Origin of the sequence: Pseudomonas pharyngis, assembly GCF_021602345.1 — a bacterium.
GTDB classification, from domain to species: domain Bacteria; phylum Pseudomonadota; class Gammaproteobacteria; order Pseudomonadales; family Pseudomonadaceae; genus Aquipseudomonas; species Aquipseudomonas pharyngis.
On the sequence record NZ_BQID01000003.1, the window covers coordinates 207,836 to 224,054 of the forward strand.

Below are 16,219 nucleotides of genomic sequence, written 5' to 3' on the forward strand. Positions count from 1 at the left end.
CGATTAGCGCCGACGATCGATCCAGGTGCGCAAGGTCGCGAAGAAATGGAAATAACGGTTTTCACGCTTGCCCATGCCGCGCTTGGGCGAAAACGACTCTTCGGCAAAAGCGCCGGTGATTCGCACCCGAGAGGCTTGGGTCGGTAGCGTGCAGACTTTGGCACCGGTCTGCTGTAGCGCGTACTTGAGCAAGCGCTCGGAGTGCAGCTTTCTTCCCGTCGCTTTGCAGAATTGGAAAATGCGCTCGATCCGCTTGCCATAGGCGACATAGGTATCGCGCCCGCAAATGGCAAAGCGGTCGTTCAACCCGCCCCACCACTGCCAGTCCGGAATGTAGGCAGAGTGCCTCCGAGCCTCTGGATGATTGAAGACATAGGCGGGCAGCGGGTTGTGGAAGAAAATGTCCGGGCGCACGAACACGACGAAATCGGGATTGAAGGTTTCGATCATGCTGGTCACGGTGTGCAGTGAATTGAGCTGATAGATCAGGTTGCGCAGCGACGCATAGTCATCGGCCCAGGTATCGCCCTGCGCTTTGACCTGCTCGAAATCCCAACGCTCCAGCACCCCGTCAGTCGAAGTCAGGGCCCCGATCATCGATTCGAACGGCTGATAGTTGTCAGCCGCCAACTCGCCTTTTTCGCCTGAGCGCAAGTTCTGTACTTCATCGATTTTGTACAAATGATAGAAGCACTGTACGTCGCTGCCCGCCGGAAACTGCGCCAGAACGTTCTGTTCAATGGAAGGGAAGCAAATCTGCGAATTTCTCGGGATCCCGAAAAAAGCGACGGCAATTTTCAACACTCAACAGCACCTTTTATTTTTGGCGAAAGAGCTTTTGCCACCAGCGACGGGGTTGCAAAGGCACCACAATGACGTCCGACTGCTGCAGCCAGTCGCGCTCGTAATCCCAGGCATGCCCACCCCACAGTTTCCCCGATTCGTTGGAAAACCCCAGGGTCATGAGCTGATAGGAATAACCGGCGTGACCGCGCAACCAGTCTAATACCACCAGCGTATTGAAACCGGTCGAAGGCCCAACGTAGCGCTTGCCGCCCGGACGGTCGACCGGATAGTTCCACAGGGGCGGCAGCGGGATGCGATCCCAATACATGGCCACCCGTGGCAACGGACACATCGGTGCGGCGCAGCCGACCAGCATGGTGAAACACCGCTCGCCCGCATGCTCGAACAACCGTTGCACGTCCGGGCCGTAAGGCAGACCAAAAAAATAGGCGTCCGGCGCGTTATAGCCATGCACGAAGACGTTCAAGCTTTGCTCGTTGAGCAGCGGCGCCTTGATGCAGGTGTTGAAACTGACGACGACGTCATTGGCGCTGATATTCAGTGCCTGAAAATCCGCCGCCGTGATGGCCGGGTTATTCGCGATCAGGACGACCCGGTGCGCGCGGCTCAGGCATTCGCGCAATGGCTCGGGCAACGCGCCCAGCACCGACTGGTTACCGCCGGGGAGCGCATCCAGCGCCATGTGTTCATCCTTCATTCAGACCGGCACCTTCATGCCGAAACGCAGTTTCACCCAGAACCGCGTGAATGCTGACGGCGGCTGCCATGGGCGCATCTCGCGCTGTATTTCAGTGGCGAGGGCCTGGCCGACACGGGCGAAGGAATAGCGACTTTCTGCAAAGGCCTGACCATTGCTGGCGATACGCTGCGACAGCTCCGGATCGCCCTGCAACAGTTTGATCTTTTCCACCGCCTCGTCTTCGCTGCGATAGAACACGGTGTTGTGCATGTCTTCGAAACCGAGCAACTTGTCTTCTTCGCCCTGACTCCAGGCCAGCAGCACACAACCGCAGGCCATGGCTTCGTAATTCTTGATCATGAACTCGTTCATGCCGATATCGGCGCTGACGAAAATCTTGATGCGATTGAGCGTTTCCAGGTATTCGGAGCCGGAGCGGGTGCGGGTCACCAGCATACCGGTACGCTGCGCCAGCGATTCGAGCAGAGCCTTGCGCTGGGCGTACTCGGTGCTCTTCAGGCTGCCGAGAAAACCGATGGGAATGTCGCGCTCGGACCCGGTGTTGCGCAGCATCTGCTCGTCATAACCCTTGGAGACGAACACCGTGTCGATGCCTTCAGCAAGCATCTTGCGTGCGACCACCGCCCCGGATACCAGCGCCCGGCAACTCGGCAGGCGCCTGTAGAGACGCGAATAAACGCCACGATATTTACTGGCGGGCATGTAGTTCTGGTAGGCGTCGTGTTCGAGAAAGACCAGTCCGGGGATGCACTTGAGCACCCGCAACTGCGGGACCAGGCGCTTGACCCTGGAGAAGATCACGACACGATCAAAGGTCTGGTAATCAACCGAGGCCAAAAAAGGCCCCAGGTTCATCTGTTGCTGTTTGCTGAGTCGATAGATGACGCATTCATCACAGTTCTGCTGCACGATGTCGTAGAGCCGGTCGAGAATGACCCGCTGTTCGTTCATCACCAGGAGCATGACTTTCATAGGTTAAATGACCACACGACGTAAGCAGGCAAGCGCAGCGGATTCAAACCTGCCAACATCAACGGAAACGGTTAGATCCCCAAGGCAAAATCCGTTCACACGCAGTACAAAACGATAAGGATCCATCTATCAACGACTGCGGATTTTTTCGACAATCGCGGTCGTCGAACTGTTTTCCACCAGTCCCAGCACTTTCACGGTGCCGCCATAAGCCGTCACGATGTCGGCGCCGACCACCTGGTCAATCCCATAATCCCCGCCCTTGACCAGCACGTCCGGCTTGACCTCGCGCAGCAGGTTTTCTGGCGTGCCTTCAGGGAAACTGATGACCCAGTCCACCGCCCCAAGCCCCGCCAGCACAGCCATGCGCCGGTCGACGCTGTTGATCGGACGGCCAGGCCCCTTGAGGCGGCTGACCGAAGCATCGTCGTTGACCGCGACAATCAAACGATCGCCTTGAGCCCGCGCCTGCTCCAGGTAGGTCACATGACCGGCATGCAGGATGTCGAAGCAGCCATTGGTGAAAACGATTTTTTCGTTGTGTGCACGGGCATCGGCCACCGCGAGCAGCAACTGCTCCAGGCCCAACACACCGCGCTCGGAACCTTCTTCACGCTGAATGGCGCGACGCAGTTCCGGGGCGCTGATCGCCGCCGTACCCAACTTGCCGACCACGATGCCCGCCGCCAGGTTGGCCAGCGCTACCGCGTGCGGCAGTTCTTCGCCAGCGGCAATCGCGGCCGCCAGGGTGGAAATCACCGTGTCGCCGGCACCGGTCACGTCGAACACTTCACGGGCCCGCGCAGGCAAATGCAGCGCCGGATGATCCGGACGCAACAGGGTCATGCCGTGTTCGCCACGGGTGACCAGCAGCGCGCCGAGATCCAGGTCATGCATCAGCGTCGCGCCCTTGGCCACCAGCTCGTGCTCATCGGCGCAACCGCCGACGATGGCTTCGAATTCGCTGAGGTTCGGGGTGATCAGGCTCGCGCCACGGTAGATCGAGAAATCCTTGCCCTTCGGGTCGGCCAGCACCGGAATGCCTTTGGCACGCGCAGCCTGGATCAGCGCCTGATGGTTTTTCAGGGCACCTTTGCCGTAGTCGGACAGCACCAGCACCTTGATGCCTTCCAGCAGGTCGTCGACCTGCGCGCCAAGGGCCAGTGCGTCGGTGGCGAACGGTTCTTCGAAGTCGATACGCAGCAATTGCTGGTGCCGGCTCATGACCCGCAGCTTGACGATGGTCGGCTGGTGCGCGATGCGTTGGAACAAGGCTCGCACGCCCGCACCCTTGAGGCTGTTGCTCAGGCTGTCGGCGGCTTCGTCGTCACCGGTCACACCGACCAGCGACGCCGGCGCACCCAGCGCGGCAATGTTCAAGGCAACGTTGGCGGCACCGCCCGGGCGGTCTTCGATTTGCTCGACTTTAACGACAGGAACCGGCGCCTCAGGGGAAATCCGTGAGGTACCACCATGCCAGTAACGGTCGAGCATGACATCGCCGACCACCAAGACAGGGGCTTGATCGAATCGCGGCATGGACAACTTCATGGAGCAACCCACATACAAAATGAACAGGGGCGCGATATTAACACAGGGTTGGCGAAGGCTTGTGCGGCGGCTGCAACAGGATTAAACCACTGGCCTTTTTGTGCATTTTTTAAGCAAGGAGGCTCTCAACCGACGACAGACCGGTGCAGCGAGAAAAAATGCCGGACGCATATTGCGCGCCCGGCGTTATCGAGGCCGGATCAGGCGATGTCTTCGGCCGGAGCGTCGAGACCCATGGCGTTGAGACGCGCGTAGTAGCCGTTCTGTGCCAGCAGGTTGTCGTGGGTGCCGCGCTCGACGATCCGGCCCTGGTCCATGACCAGAATCAGGTCGGCCTTCTCGATGGTCGACAGGCGATGAGCGATCACCAGCGTGGTGCGGCCCTTCATCACTTGATCCAGCGCCGCCTGAATGTGTCGCTCGGACTCGGTGTCGAGGGCCGAGGTGGCCTCGTCGAGAATCAGCAACGGCGCGTTCTTGAGCAAGGCACGGGCAATCGCCAGACGCTGGCGCTGGCCGCCGGAAAGCAGCACGCCGTTTTCGCCGACCTGAGTATCCAGGCCTTCAGGCAGCTGAGAAATGAAGTCCATCGCGTAGGCATCACGCGCGGCTTTCTCGATGTCTTCGCGCGGCGCCCCGGCCAGATCGCCATAGGCGATGTTGTTGGCTACGGTGTCGCTGAACAGCGTGACATGCTGGGTGACCTGGGCAATATGGCGGCGCAGGTTCAGCAGCTTGTACTGTTCGACTTCCACGCCGTCGATCAGGATTTCGCCCTTGTCGTGGTGATAGAAGCGCGGAATCAGGTTGGCCAGGGTCGACTTGCCGCTGCCCGAACGCCCCACCAGCGCCACCATTTGCCCCGGCTCGACCGAGAAACTGATGTCATCGAGCACCTGCCGCTCGGTGCCCGGGTAGGTGAAGCTCAGGTTGCGTACATCGAGGCGACCGCTGACCGAGTCGCGCTCGACCGTGCCGGTATCGACTTCCGGCTCGACGTCCAGTTGCTCGAAAATGCTTTCGGCCCCGGCCACACCTTTCTGGATGGTCGAACTGACTTCGGACAACTGACGGATCGGTTTGGGCAGCAGGCCCGCGAGCGTGATGTAGGCGACCATATCACCGGCCGATGCGTCGCCGCGAAGGTACAGCACGAGGAACATCAGGATCGCCATGGCGCTGTAGATCACCAGTTGCAGCAGCGGCGTATAGATGGCCCCGGTGCGGGTCATGCGCAACTGCTTGTCGGTATTGCCCTGGCTGGCATCGAGGAAGCGCTTTTCCTCGTAGGCTTCGCCGCCAAAGCTGCGTACCACGCGATAGCCCTGGATGGTTTCCGACGCCACGTGCGTCACGTCGCCCATGGCCAGCTGGATTTTCTTGCTCTGCTTGCGGAATTTCTTGCTCGCGGTACGCACCATGACGGCAATCAGCGGCAGAATCGCAACCATCACCAGCGTCAGCTTCCAGTTCATGAACAGCAGGGAGGCGAACAGGAAGATCACCGTCATGCCTTCACGGATTACGACCTTGATCGCATCTGTTGCCGCCCCCGTGACCATCGTCACGTTGAAGGTGATACGCGAAATCAGATGACCGGAGTTATGCTTGTCGAAATACCGGTTCGGCAGCACCAGCAAGTTGTTGAACAACTGCACCCGCAGATCGTGCACCAGGCCCAGCGAAACCTTGGCCAGGAAATAGTTGCCCAGATAGGATCCCAGCCCCTGCCACGCGGCGATCAGGATGATCAGCAGCGGTACGGCCTGCAACAGTTGCAGATCCCGCAGGTAAGGCACGGTGGGAAACAGCACCGCCTCGGGATTGGACAGACCGTCGACAAAGTACTTGAGGATGTAGCCGAGCATCGGCTGGGTCGAGGCGAAAATCAGAAAACCGACGATGCTGATCAGGAACAGACTGATGTACGGCCGGACGTAGCCGAGCAGGCGGAAGTAGATTTTCAAGCTCGAAGGGCTTGCGGCGGGACTGGAGTCGGTCATATCACGCGAAAGTCGATAAAAAGGACGCTGACTTTAGCACAGCTTCTTCAGGGTTCTGGCAATCGGCCAAAGGCTGTTATTGTTAGGCGTCTTTTTCTGCGTCAAATAGCCATCATCGAAATGGCCGATCAACTTCAGGATTGAATCTCTCAGCATGCAACTTCGCGGCTTCAGCAGTACGTCCAATCGAATTTTCGACTTCATCAGCCTGTGGATACTTCCCGTCGGCTACTTCCTGCTCTTGTGCGCGCTGTTTTTCCTGCCGGGTCGCAGTGTTCATCACAAGCTGTTTTACGGCTTGTTCAGCATTCCGACGCTGATTGCACTGTGCCTGCGCCCGCGGGAACTCAAGGAAATGCTGCGTGAGCCGGTGTTCATTGCGTTGCTGCTGTTTGCCGCCTGGGCACTGCTGAGCCTTTGCTGGGGGCCGCAGGGCGAGCCGATAGGCGGCATGTTCAAACCTCCGCTGCATACCCTGATGCTGTTCGCCGGGTGTTTCCTGCTGGTTCGTTACCGCAGCGACATTCTTTCGCCATTGCTGTTCGGCGCCGCGCTGGTGGCCCTGGTCGCAACGATCAGTTTCCTGATTCCATTCGTGCTCCACTCTGAACCCGGCGAGCGCCTGATCGGTGGTGGCGCGTTCGACAACCCTTTGCTCAGCTCCCATCTGTTCGGATTTTTCTGCGCCTATTGGCTCAGTCTGAGCATGACCTGCAAGAATCGCCGGCTGTACTGGCTCAGCATTCCCGCGATGCTGATCATGTTCATGGCCGTGATCGGAACCGGCTCGCGCACCCCGCTGGTGGCGCTGACCATGGCGGCATTGTGGCTGAGCCTGATTTGCTGGAACCGTCGCTCGCTGGTGCTGCTGGGGACATTGGCGGTCGGCGGCGCAACCATGTCGGTGCTGTTCTCGAAGATGATCATCGAACGCGGTGACTCCTACCGTTTCGAAATCTGGCAGCAAGCCCTGGAAAAAATCGCCGAACACCCATGGATCGGCCACGGCTACAACGCCACACTGGCGATTGACCCGGGTGTCGGTTACAACTTCCAGGAACCCCACAGCTTTGCGCTGGGCGTGCTTTATTACGTCGGCATACTCGGCATGCTGCCGTGGCTGTTCTTTCAGGCCTGGGGCTTGCTGAGCAGTTGGCGCCAGCGCGTGCAGCCGCTGCTGATCATCGCCTCGACCTGGCTGGTGTTCGGCATCGGTGCCGGGCTGACCGAGGGTGGCGGGATCATTTCGCGCCCCAAGGAGCACTGGTTCCTGCTGTGGATTCCTTTGGCGCTGATTGCAGCCCTGAGCATCAATCAACGGGCCCGACGTCTTTTGACAATGCCGGTACAGAAGCTTTCGGCATCCGCTCTGCAACAGCTCGGCAACGGCGCCCAGGTCATCGAGGAAGACGGACTCGGGCCGAAGGTCCTGCGCCTGGCCGATGGCAGCTTTCTCAAGCTGTTTCGCCGCCGCCGCTGGTACACCTCGGGCAGTTTCAATCCGTATTCCGAGCGGTTTGCCGTCAACAGCGAGCAATTGCGCCGAATGGGCATTCCCACGCCCCAGGTGCTGAACCTGTATCGCCTCGACGACGGCAGCAGCGCCGTGCATTACACGCCGCTGCCGGGCCACACCCTGCGCCAGGTCTTGCAGGGAATCACCGCGCCAGCCGTGCGACAGGCGCTGGTGGAACGTTTCGGCAAATTCATGGCCGGCCTGCATGAGCAAGGCGTGTATTTCCGCTCGCTGCACCTGGGCAATGTGCTGGTGCTGGAGGATGGCGAGTTCGGGCTGATCGATCTGGCCGACCTGCGGATCTACCCTTCGCCCCTCAGCCTGTCACTGCGTCAGCGTAATCTGCGCCACATGCAACGCTACACCGTCGACAAGCGCTGGCTGTTCGAGGATCACCTCGAGGCGCTGCTCCAGGGGTACGCCGTAACAGCGTCGAAATCCGCCGTAGAGAATCTGCACAAGCAAGTGCTGGCCGGCAACGCGCCGGCTCGGGTTCATTGATGATTCAGACCAGTCCGTTCATTACGCTGGCCGCCTCTGCCGGCCATCGTCACCGCCTCTGTTTCTGCTGTCGCTGTTTTTCGTGATCGTGGCTTCTGACAACACTTTGTTCGGTGCCTTGAAACCACGCAGCATCCGCTGGCTGAGGGAAATCAGCTACAGCACCTATCTGCTCCATGGCTTCGTGCAAGTAACTGGCGGAAAAAGTCGCTCGCCGAGTGCGAGCGACAACGACCTCAGTCTTTTTCCAGCGGCAAAAACAGTAACCGGCCCAGCCCGCGCCAGGTCTTCTTGTTCCAGGCCTTGAAAGGAATCTGCGCCAGCAGCTCCCGCGCCAGTTTGCGGTCGCGGTTGGCGGTCTTCAGAAACATCGAATTGAGCGACTTGTAGCGCACTTCGTCGTACAGCGGATGATCGCTGAACCGCGCGTAGGTGCGCAGGATGTTTTCGATCATGAAACGGTGGTTCTTGTAGGAGTTGGTGGCGTGCTTGCGATAGCGCGCCATCACCACGTTCAACCCATCGATGAAGTACCCGGCGCGGGTCACTTTCAGTTCGATGTACAGATCTTCCAGACGAATCGTCGGATCGAACCCGCCCACCTTGTCCAGTGCTTCGCGGCGGATCATCAGGGTCGGCGCCGGCGGGTACGGCTTGCGCTCCAGAAACATGTCATCGAAATCCAGGCGCCGGAACGGCACGTCCCGGCGCTGACGCTTCTCCGGATAGAGATTGCCGTCGGCATCCATCAACTCGATGTTGCCGGCGCAGATGCCCACTTCCGGCTTGCCGTCCATGTAGGCGACCTGTGTCGCGATCCGGTCCGGGTACATGATGTCGTCGGAACCGAACGGCACGATCAGGCTGCCCTTGGCCCGCGCGATCGCGCCATTGAGCGTATTGGTCAGGCCCTGGTTCTGCTGCACCCGGAAATCGAAGCCGTGCTTTTCCTGCAAGGCCTTGATGCGCTCGACGCTGTCGTCCTTCGAACCGTCGTCGATCACCAGCAGCTCGATGTTCCGGTAGCTCTGGTTGATGACGCTGAGGATGCTTTCCTCGATGTACGGCCCATGGTTATAGGACGCGATGATAACGGTGACGAGGGGTTGCGCATCGCTCATCGCTGCTGACTCGCTCATGGCTCTTTCTTCGCTCATGGCTGTTCCTTGCGGGCCTGCTCCAGGCCGGAGTCGATCAGGTTCAGGTATTCCTGGCGGAAGACCTCGATGTCGTGCTGTTCCTGCAAGTAGCGGTAAGCCTGCTCGCCCTTGGCCTTGAGCTCGACATCCGACAGCGCGAGGTAGGTGTCCAGTGCCGCCACCAGGCTCGGCACGTCCTTGGGCGTGATCGACAGGCCACCGGCACCTTCGATCAGCGGCAGCATGGCCGGCACGTTCGAGGCGATCACCGGCAGGTGCCCGCTCATGCCTTCCAGCAAGGCCAGACCGAGGCCTTCGGCCAGCGACGGCATGGTCCAGATATCGAACGCGCGCACGTATTGCAGTGCGTTTTCCTTGAAGCCCAGCAGATGCGCCCGGCCAGTCAGGCCCAACTGTTCGATCTCGGCCGCCAGCGGCGCCTGCAGGCGTCCGGCACCGATGATTGCCAGTTGGGTGTTCGGGTATTTGTCTTTGAGTTGGGCGAAAGCCTGCAACAGGTAAGTGTGGCCCTTGACCGACACCAGCCGCCCCAGTGCCCCGATCAGGCGCACCGCCGGGTCGATCCCCAGCATTTCGCGCGCGCGTTCGCGGCTGTGCTGCAAACCCTCGGCCTGCTCGATGTCGATGGCGTTGGTGATCGCGTACGTGTTCTGGTCAGTGAAACCGCAATCGCAGTCCAGCAGGTACTGTTTGACCGCCGGCGACACGCCGACGAAACGCCAGTGCCGATCAATCAGGCGCTGAGTCTGGCGACGACGGTAGAAGCGGTCGTACTCGCCGAAGCCGTGGGAAATACCGATGCACAACGGCACCTTCAACCAGCGGTTGAGCGTCAGCATCATGTTCACCGGTTTGAAGCGGTTGCAGATCACCACGTCGAATTTTTCCCGGCGGCAGAACTTGTACAGCTGCCACATCGCCCGCAGGCGCATGCCCTTGAGGGACTTGTCGGAAAACTCGAAATACACCGAACGGTCGGCACGGCTGACCGCCTCGCCCGGTCCGGGTTTGCCGCGCAGGAAGGCGGCGGTCACTTCGTAACGGTCGGTCGGCAGCGCCTTGACGATCTGTTCGGCGAGGTCGGCGAAATCATGGGATTTGACGTTGTAATCGGGCTGCAGCTGCAGCACCTTTGCGCGTTGACTCATACCTCTCCCCGGTGCGATGCCGTCGCCCCTGTTTCGCTCTGCTTCAGTACCCAGAACAACTCCTGGCGTCTGATTGCTTTGCGGAAAAATTCGTTCTCGCCATAAACCGACGGACGCCGACCGGCCAGCAGTCGCTGAAACAACCGGCGCAGGCGACGCTTGAACGGGGCCGGTGGCTGCAGGTCATGCATCATGCCCAGCGCCATGGCCTTGTCCCGCTGCAATTCGAGCGACAGCGGCAGGCACAGCGGCTGCATCGCGAGGGTCGCATCGAACGTCGGCGGCAGGGCAATGCCCTGCCCGCTGTCGCCCATCGGCCATCGGTCGTTGTCGTGCAAGTGGTTGGCGTAACCGAGCAGCGTCGGTTGGTAATCGAGACCGCGCAAGGCTTCCAGCACCGCCTCTTGGGCGCAGATGTGATCGGGATGCGGATCCAGTGTCGGGTGCGGCAGCACAATCACATCCGGGCGCGCGCGGGACAGCACGTCACGCAGGTCGGCCAGCAGATTGTTCCAGGTCGGTGCGCCGTCGGCATCGCCGGGCAAGGCAAACGGATTCAACTGACGGAACATTCGCGTGTCGCTCAGATCCGCTTCCCGCGAACCAATGGGCTGATTCGGCGCAGCCTGCATCGCCGCCAGTTGCAGGCAGAAATACCCGAGCTGCACGCAATGTTCCTGCGGCACACCGGCCCAGCGCGGTACGGCCAGGCTGTCCCAGGCACGCAAGCGGCCCTTGAGCCGCGCCGCCTCGACCTTGTTCAGGCCCATCTGTTGATAGTGTTCGGCTTCGATCTCGCCAGCGGTCAGGGTCACGATCCAGGCTTCTTTGGCCTGGCTGTAGAGACCGTAGGCGGCCAGCTCGGCATCGTCGGCGTGCGGGGCGATCACCATCACCCGCTGCTGGCGGTAGTCCGGTTGCTCCAGCGCCCACAGCAGCGGCTCGCCGGACACCCGGCAAAAGCGCCCGCGCAGACGCAAGTGGCCTTGCGACAGCGCCTGCGCCTGTCCACTGAGGTTCAGATAACGCAGACCGTTGACGCCGCGCTCGAACGTCTGCACGTCGGGATGGGGGCCACCGGCCAACTCGACCCGAGGATCAAAGAAGCGTCCCAGGAAGCTGCTTTTAACCTTCACGGCGAGGATCAGCGTGGCGTCGTCCACCAGCATCACGCCCTCGTCAAGGCGCAATTGCTCACCGCTCAAATGCACTTTTGGCTGCGGGGTGAACGGCGGAAAACTGTATTGGTAATCGTCTTTCGGCGAATAGAACAGGTGATCGGCGAACCACGCCTCATGGGCAATCCAGCCAATGACCGCCAGCACCAGCGGCAGCCACCAGGCCACCAGCAAGCCAAGGGCGATCAACACGACCAGTGCGATCAGCAGGCCGATTCGTTTATTGCGCCGGTGACGCTTGAGCAGTTGCTGTTTGCGGCTCATGGGTTGACTCATACAGTGAAGACCGGCACAGGATTGCACCAGCGATCCTTGTATTCACGGTCGGCGCGACCGAAGGAAAAGCGCAGCGGCTTGTTCAGGGCCCGGGCATGTTCCCAGGCAGATTGCGTATTGAGGAAACTCAGAACGCTGCCAGGGCTGAACTCGCGGGTTTCAGGGTCGACGCCGCCGTTGATGTACTCGACGCTGATCCACTCCGGGGCTTCGACGCGGTACACCAGTTGGATGGCGATCGGCGCGTCGTTGAGGAAGATCACCGAGCCGATCAACAACTCGCGCAGCAGTTCGATGACTTCGGCCATGCACGCCGCACCTGTGGCCGGGAAACCCCAGCGGCGCTGGAACAGGTCGCAGTAGATCGCCGCCAGTTCGGCACTGCAGAAGTCGCTGACCGGCCGCACCACGCCGCCCGCCTCTTCCAGCAGGCGCAGTTCACGGCGCTGGTTGTAGCGAAACTTCTTCGACAGTTCTTCGGGCGTACGGGCCATGGCCAGTTGCTCGGTCTGCAACTTGAGGCCACTGAAGCGGTTTTCGTTAAGCGCCGACAGGTAGCGCCCACGATGGCGCAGCGGGGCCTGGGCATCGGCGGCGGCCGGCAGGATCAGCTCGGCGTTGCCCAGGTCGAACAGGCCTTTCTTGCCGTTGCGCTTGAGCACGTCCTTGGACAAGGCCAGGTCGCGGCCCCAGGTCGGGATCGCGGCTTTGACTTCGCCCTGTTGCTCCCAGGCCAGATAACGCACGGGGATGCCGGCCAGATTCGCCAGACGCTCGACCACCATGGGATGAGTCGCGACGCTGCCGCCGAAACGTTGCCAGGCCCGTGCATAAGTTGAGGCGTCAACGGGCGACCAGCCACGTTCGCGCCAGCCTTGAAATCGGTTGAGCATCAGCCCCTCGGTGCCAGATCGATAACTTGCGGCAAATGCCAGAAGGTGTCGCGTACGGCGCGGTCGGAGAAGCGCTCGCGCAGGCGGTCGAACATCATCTCGGCGCACTGACGACGCTGCTGCTCGTCCATGCCGGCCAGATGTTTCAGGCCTTGGGCCAGATGCTCGGCGTCGCCCAGCGGAAACAGGATCCCGACGCCTTCGACCACTTCCTTCGCCCCGCCGCACGCCGTGGCCAGCAACGGCACGCCGGCGGCCATGGCCTCCAGCAGCACCATGCCAAACGGCTCATTGTCGGAACTCAGGGCAAACACATCGAACGCCCTGAAGTAATTGCGCGCGTCCGGCACCTGGCCCAGAAACAGCACCCGATCCCCGACGCCCAGCTCACGGGCAAGTGTCTTGAGTTCATCTTCAAGCCGCCCCTCGCCAAGAATCACCAGTTGGCTGTTGGCCGGCAGACCGGGCAGCGCCGCGGCAAAACCGTGCAGCAGCGTGGCCTGATCCTTGTCCGGGTGCAGACGACCGACATTGCCGACAATGAAGGCATCCGCCGACAGACCAAGGGTCTCGCGAGCTTCACGGGCGGAAACCTGACTCATCTGCAACGCGGAGATATCGATGCGGTTGTAGAGGGTCTGGATGCGCGCTGCCGGCCATTTCGGCAGGCAACGGCGCATGTCGTCGCGCACCGCATCGGACACGCCGAGCAGGCTCAGACGCTTGCGGAAAATGTGCGCAAAGAGTTTGCGCGTGCCGCGTTGGTAATCGCCAAACGCGTGATGCACGCCAATCACCGGCAGGGAAGTACCGAGCAAGGCGATGTAGATCGGCTTGAAACGATGGGCGATGCAGAAACTGAAATTGCGGGAAGCGGCGATCTTGCGCAGATCGCCGATGGCGCCCAGCTTCAGGCCACGAATGGCCTTGGAGCTGTATTCCATGAACAACACTTCATCGGAGGCGCAGGCTGCGGCCACCTCGCTATCGGCCGCCCCGGTCAGAAAGACCGTGGTGACCCGATAACCGGTGCCTGCGAACAGGCTGGCGTACTGCCGCGCGCAGTCCAAGAACGGGCCATCATAGCCGTGGGAGAACTGCAGCACATGGCGTTCAGCCGAGCGTGTCATAAGCGTTTGCGCCTTCTTTGACCACCAGGATGTCTTCCATGATCAGGTACTGCAGATCCGAGCCGAAAAACATGTTCAGTGCGTCGGTCGGCGAGCAGATCATCGGTTCGCCACGGCGGTTGAGCGAGGTGTTCAGGGACACGCCGTTGCCGGTCAGCACTTCCAGCGCCTTCATCATGTCATAGTAGCGCGGGTTGTATTCGCGCTTGAGCACCTGGGCCCGGGACGTGCCGTCTTCGTGGACGACTTCCGGCACGCGGGTTTTCCACTCTTCCGCCACTTCGAAGGTGAAGGTCATGAACGGCGCCGGGTGATCGATCTTGATCATCTGTGGCGCAACGGTGTCGAGCATCGACGGGCAGAAAGGCCTCCAGCGCTCGCGGAACTTGATCTGGTGGTTGATGCGGTCAGCCACGCCAGCCACGCTCGGGCAACCGATGATCGAACGACCGCCCAGCGCGCGCGGACCGAACTCCATGCGGCCCTGGAACCAGGCCACCGGGTTGCCATCGACCATGATTTTGGCGATCTGCTCCGGCATGTTGTCGAGCTTGCGCCAGGTCGGCTTGTTCTCGTGACGGGCACATGCGGCGATCACGTCTTCGTTGCTGTACGACGGGCCGAGGTAGACGTGTTCCATCTTCTCGACCGGCACGCCACGGGCGTTGGACACATAGGCCGCTGCGCCGACTGCGGTGCCGGCATCGCCGGAGGCAGGCTGCACGAACAGTTCCTTGACGTCGTCGCGGGCGATGATTTTCTGGTTGAGCTTGACGTTCAACGCACAGCCACCGGCATAGGCCAGCTTGCCGGTTTCCTTAAGCACGTCGCCCAGGTAGTAGTCGATCATCTGCAGCGCGATTTTTTCGAACAGCGCCTGAATGCTGGCGGCGTAGTGGATGTACGGCTCGTCGGCGATGTCGCCTTCGCGCTTCGGACCCAGCCACTCGATCAGCTTCGGCGAGAAGTAGTAACCCTTGCCCTTCTCTTTATAGCGACGCAGGCCGATCACGTTGGCGTAGTCGGTGTTGATCACCAGCTCGCCGTTTTCGAATGAAGCCAGGCGCGAGAAATCGTATTTGCTGGCGTCGCCGTACGGCGCCATGCCCATGACCTTGAACTCGCCGTCGAGCATGTCGAAACCGAGGAACTCGGTGATCGCGCCGTACAGGCCGCCGAGGGAGTCCGGATCGAAGAATTCCTTGATCTTGTGGATCTTGCCGTTCTCGCCATAACCGAAGAAGGTCGTGGCGTACTCGCCCTTGCCGTCGATGCCGAGGATCGCGGTTTTCTCTTTGAAACCCGAGCAGTGGTAGGCGCTGGAAGCGTGGGCCAGGTGGTGTTCAACCGGCTCGATCTTGATTTTCTTCGGATCGAAGCCCAGTTGCTCCAGACACCAGACGATCTTGTTGCGATAGCGCTTGTAGCGACGGTTGCCCATCAGGATCGCGTCGAGTGCACGGTCCGGGGCGTACCAGTAACGCTTGGCGTACTGCCAGCGGGCCTTGCCGAAAATGCTGATCGGAGCGAACGGAATCGCGACCACGTCTACGTCGGACGGTTTGATGCCTGCCTGCTCCAGGCAGAACTTCGCCGATTCGTAGGGCATGCGGTTCTTTGCATGTTTATCGCGCACGAAGCGCTCTTCCTCAGCCGCCGCGACCAGCTTGCCGTCGATGTACAAGGCTGCTGAAGGATCATGGCTAAGGGCGCCGGACAGGCCAAGAATCGTCAATGCCACAGGGGTCTAGCCTCTTTAGTCTGCATTCAGGCGCGATGCGCCTGGAAAAATGATGTGCCCTCGCACCGGGCGAGAGACAGCTAAAGGGCGGGATTATAGCTTAAAAGCGCCGACAAACCTCTAGCGGAACTGGCCGGCCGGTGCGTTGACGCAACAGAAGCTTCAACTTAGACTCCCCTGCAAACGGACTGGGAGATCCCGGTCGGCGTTGATGCCTCGGTGAGATCACCGGGGCTTTTCGCTTTCTGGAAGCCGCAAAAGTTTTAAAAGCCTCACCCGCGGCTTGATCGCCAATAAACACTGATATTCCCGTCCACCGCCTGGCGATAGATCGTGTACGGCAGGAAAGCCGTGTCGAAGACGCCGGACAGGGTCAGGTCGAGCAGGACGACCGGCACCAGAATGCCAGTAGGGTCGGGCGGCGCGTGCAGCAGGCAGAAATCATGGGCGAGTCCGCTGTAGATGCGCGGAATCGACTGACAGTAGGTCTTCTGTTTGCGCAGGCCGCGCGTGGCATCTTCATCGTCCTGCAACACCGTGACGGCGGTGCCGCAGCCGGACAGTGCCAGGGAAAATGCGCCGATCGTGATAGCGTTTTTGATGGTCAAGATTTGCCCTCCGGGAACGTCGGGGCAAACTAACA

At 60.6% G+C, this 16,219-nt stretch carries 13 protein-coding genes and 1 pseudogene; 2 read left to right on the forward strand and 12 right to left on the reverse strand.

Translation table 11 applies throughout. The annotated features are described in order from the left end of the window. Window positions 1–3 precede the first annotated feature (3 nt). The 5 genes from L6D74_RS07855 to msbA form a co-directional block, all read right to left on the reverse strand. Window positions 4–804 (reverse strand): hypothetical protein, encoded by an 801-nt coding sequence (locus tag L6D74_RS07855; protein WP_085648056.1) that lies wholly within the window; start codon window positions 802–804, stop codon window positions 4–6. 13 nt (window positions 805–817) lie between these two features. Continuing rightward, window positions 818–1,489: a hypothetical protein gene (locus tag L6D74_RS07860; RefSeq protein ID WP_236188600.1), complete on the reverse strand. Its 672-nt coding sequence runs from the start codon at window positions 1,487–1,489 to the stop codon at window positions 818–820. A gap of 15 nt (window positions 1,490–1,504) precedes the next feature. Next, window positions 1,505–2,479, reverse strand: a complete 975-nt coding sequence (locus tag L6D74_RS07865) for a glycosyltransferase family protein (RefSeq protein ID WP_064593047.1) — start codon at window positions 2,477–2,479, stop codon at window positions 1,505–1,507. 129 nt (window positions 2,480–2,608) lie between these two features. Beyond that, the gene (hldE, locus tag L6D74_RS07870; RefSeq protein ID WP_064593041.1) at window positions 2,609–4,030 is read right to left on the reverse strand and encodes a bifunctional D-glycero-beta-D-manno-heptose-7-phosphate kinase/D-glycero-beta-D-manno-heptose 1-phosphate adenylyltransferase HldE; all 1,422 of its coding nucleotides are present in this window, start codon (window positions 4,028–4,030) and stop codon (window positions 2,609–2,611) included. 200 nt (window positions 4,031–4,230) lie between these two features. Continuing rightward, window positions 4,231–6,033 carry a lipid A export permease/ATP-binding protein MsbA gene (msbA, locus tag L6D74_RS07875; protein WP_064593039.1) on the reverse strand — a complete coding sequence of 601 codons (1,803 nt, stop codon included), beginning with the start codon at window positions 6,031–6,033 and terminating at the stop codon, window positions 4,231–4,233. A gap of 154 nt (window positions 6,034–6,187) precedes the next feature. Here msbA and L6D74_RS07880 point away from each other — a divergent pair, with 154 nt between their 5' ends. Then, a complete protein-coding gene (locus tag L6D74_RS07880; protein ID WP_236188601.1) occupies window positions 6,188–8,050 on the forward strand; it encodes a bifunctional O-antigen ligase/aminoglycoside phosphotransferase family protein in 1,863 nt (620 codons plus the stop codon). Between the two features lie 58 nt (window positions 8,051–8,108). After that, window positions 8,109–8,237, forward strand: a pseudogene (locus tag L6D74_RS07885) (acyltransferase family protein); the annotation flags it as partial. A gap of 49 nt (window positions 8,238–8,286) precedes the next feature. Here the strand turns inward: L6D74_RS07885 and L6D74_RS07890 are convergent. The 7 genes from L6D74_RS07890 to L6D74_RS07920 all read right to left on the reverse strand — a co-directional run bounded on the left by L6D74_RS07890 (window position 8,287) and on the right by L6D74_RS07920 (window position 16,184). Next, complete coding sequence (locus L6D74_RS07890) at window positions 8,287–9,171, reverse strand: glycosyltransferase (RefSeq protein WP_064600654.1); 885 nt, start codon at window positions 9,169–9,171, stop codon at window positions 8,287–8,289. 32 nt (window positions 9,172–9,203) lie between these two features. Continuing rightward, window positions 9,204–10,358: a glycosyltransferase gene (locus L6D74_RS07895; protein ID WP_064593035.1), complete on the reverse strand. Its 1,155-nt coding sequence runs from the start codon at window positions 10,356–10,358 to the stop codon at window positions 9,204–9,206. Next, entirely contained in the window at window positions 10,355–11,800 is a 1,446-nt protein-coding gene (locus L6D74_RS07900) for a PIG-L family deacetylase (RefSeq protein ID WP_085648053.1), read from the reverse strand. The genes L6D74_RS07895 and L6D74_RS07900 overlap by 4 nt, the downstream gene beginning before the upstream one ends. Before the next feature lie 8 nt (window positions 11,801–11,808). Beyond that, on the reverse strand, window positions 11,809–12,705 hold the full coding sequence (locus L6D74_RS07905) for an antimicrobial resistance protein Mig-14 (protein WP_236188602.1): 897 nt from the start codon (window positions 12,703–12,705) through the stop codon (window positions 11,809–11,811). Then, the gene (locus L6D74_RS07910; RefSeq protein WP_064593022.1) at window positions 12,705–13,835 is read right to left on the reverse strand and encodes a glycosyltransferase; all 1,131 of its coding nucleotides are present in this window, start codon (window positions 13,833–13,835) and stop codon (window positions 12,705–12,707) included. The genes L6D74_RS07905 and L6D74_RS07910 overlap by 1 nt, the downstream gene beginning before the upstream one ends. Then, a complete protein-coding gene (locus tag L6D74_RS07915) occupies window positions 13,819–15,576 on the reverse strand; it encodes a carbamoyltransferase family protein (protein ID WP_007952261.1) in 1,758 nt (585 codons plus the stop codon). Before L6D74_RS07915 ends, L6D74_RS07910 begins: the two co-directional genes overlap by 17 nt. 272 nt (window positions 15,577–15,848) lie before the next feature. Continuing rightward, window positions 15,849–16,184 (reverse strand): YceK/YidQ family lipoprotein, encoded by a 336-nt coding sequence (locus tag L6D74_RS07920; protein WP_064593018.1) that lies wholly within the window; start codon window positions 16,182–16,184, stop codon window positions 15,849–15,851. Between the last annotated feature and the right edge of the window lie 35 nt (window positions 16,185–16,219).

What these genes read in the sequence shown, in the direction of transcription:
- msbA (WP_064593039.1), bottom strand. Translation starts at nt 6,033, where the DNA reads ATGACCGACTCCAGTCCCGCCGCAAGCCCTTCGAGCTTGAAAATCTAC.
- L6D74_RS07880 (WP_236188601.1), top strand. Translation starts at nt 6,188, where the DNA reads ATGCAACTTCGCGGCTTCAGCAGTACGTCCAATCGAATTTTCGACTTC.
- L6D74_RS07860 (WP_236188600.1), bottom strand. Translation starts at nt 1,489, where the DNA reads ATGGCGCTGGATGCGCTCCCCGGCGGTAACCAGTCGGTGCTGGGCGCG.
- hldE (WP_064593041.1), bottom strand. Translation starts at nt 4,030, where the DNA reads ATGAAGTTGTCCATGCCGCGATTCGATCAAGCCCCTGTCTTGGTGGTC.
- L6D74_RS07890 (WP_064600654.1), bottom strand. Translation starts at nt 9,171, where the DNA reads ATGAGCGATGCGCAACCCCTCGTCACCGTTATCATCGCGTCCTATAAC.
- L6D74_RS07900 (WP_085648053.1), bottom strand. Translation starts at nt 11,800, where the DNA reads ATGAGCCGCAAACAGCAACTGCTCAAGCGTCACCGGCGCAATAAACGA.
- L6D74_RS07910 (WP_064593022.1), bottom strand. Translation starts at nt 13,835, where the DNA reads ATGACACGCTCGGCTGAACGCCATGTGCTGCAGTTCTCCCACGGCTAT.
- L6D74_RS07895 (WP_064593035.1), bottom strand. Translation starts at nt 10,358, where the DNA reads ATGAGTCAACGCGCAAAGGTGCTGCAGCTGCAGCCCGATTACAACGTC.
- L6D74_RS07865 (WP_064593047.1), bottom strand. Translation starts at nt 2,479, where the DNA reads ATGAAAGTCATGCTCCTGGTGATGAACGAACAGCGGGTCATTCTCGAC.
- L6D74_RS07905 (WP_236188602.1), bottom strand. Translation starts at nt 12,705, where the DNA reads ATGCTCAACCGATTTCAAGGCTGGCGCGAACGTGGCTGGTCGCCCGTT.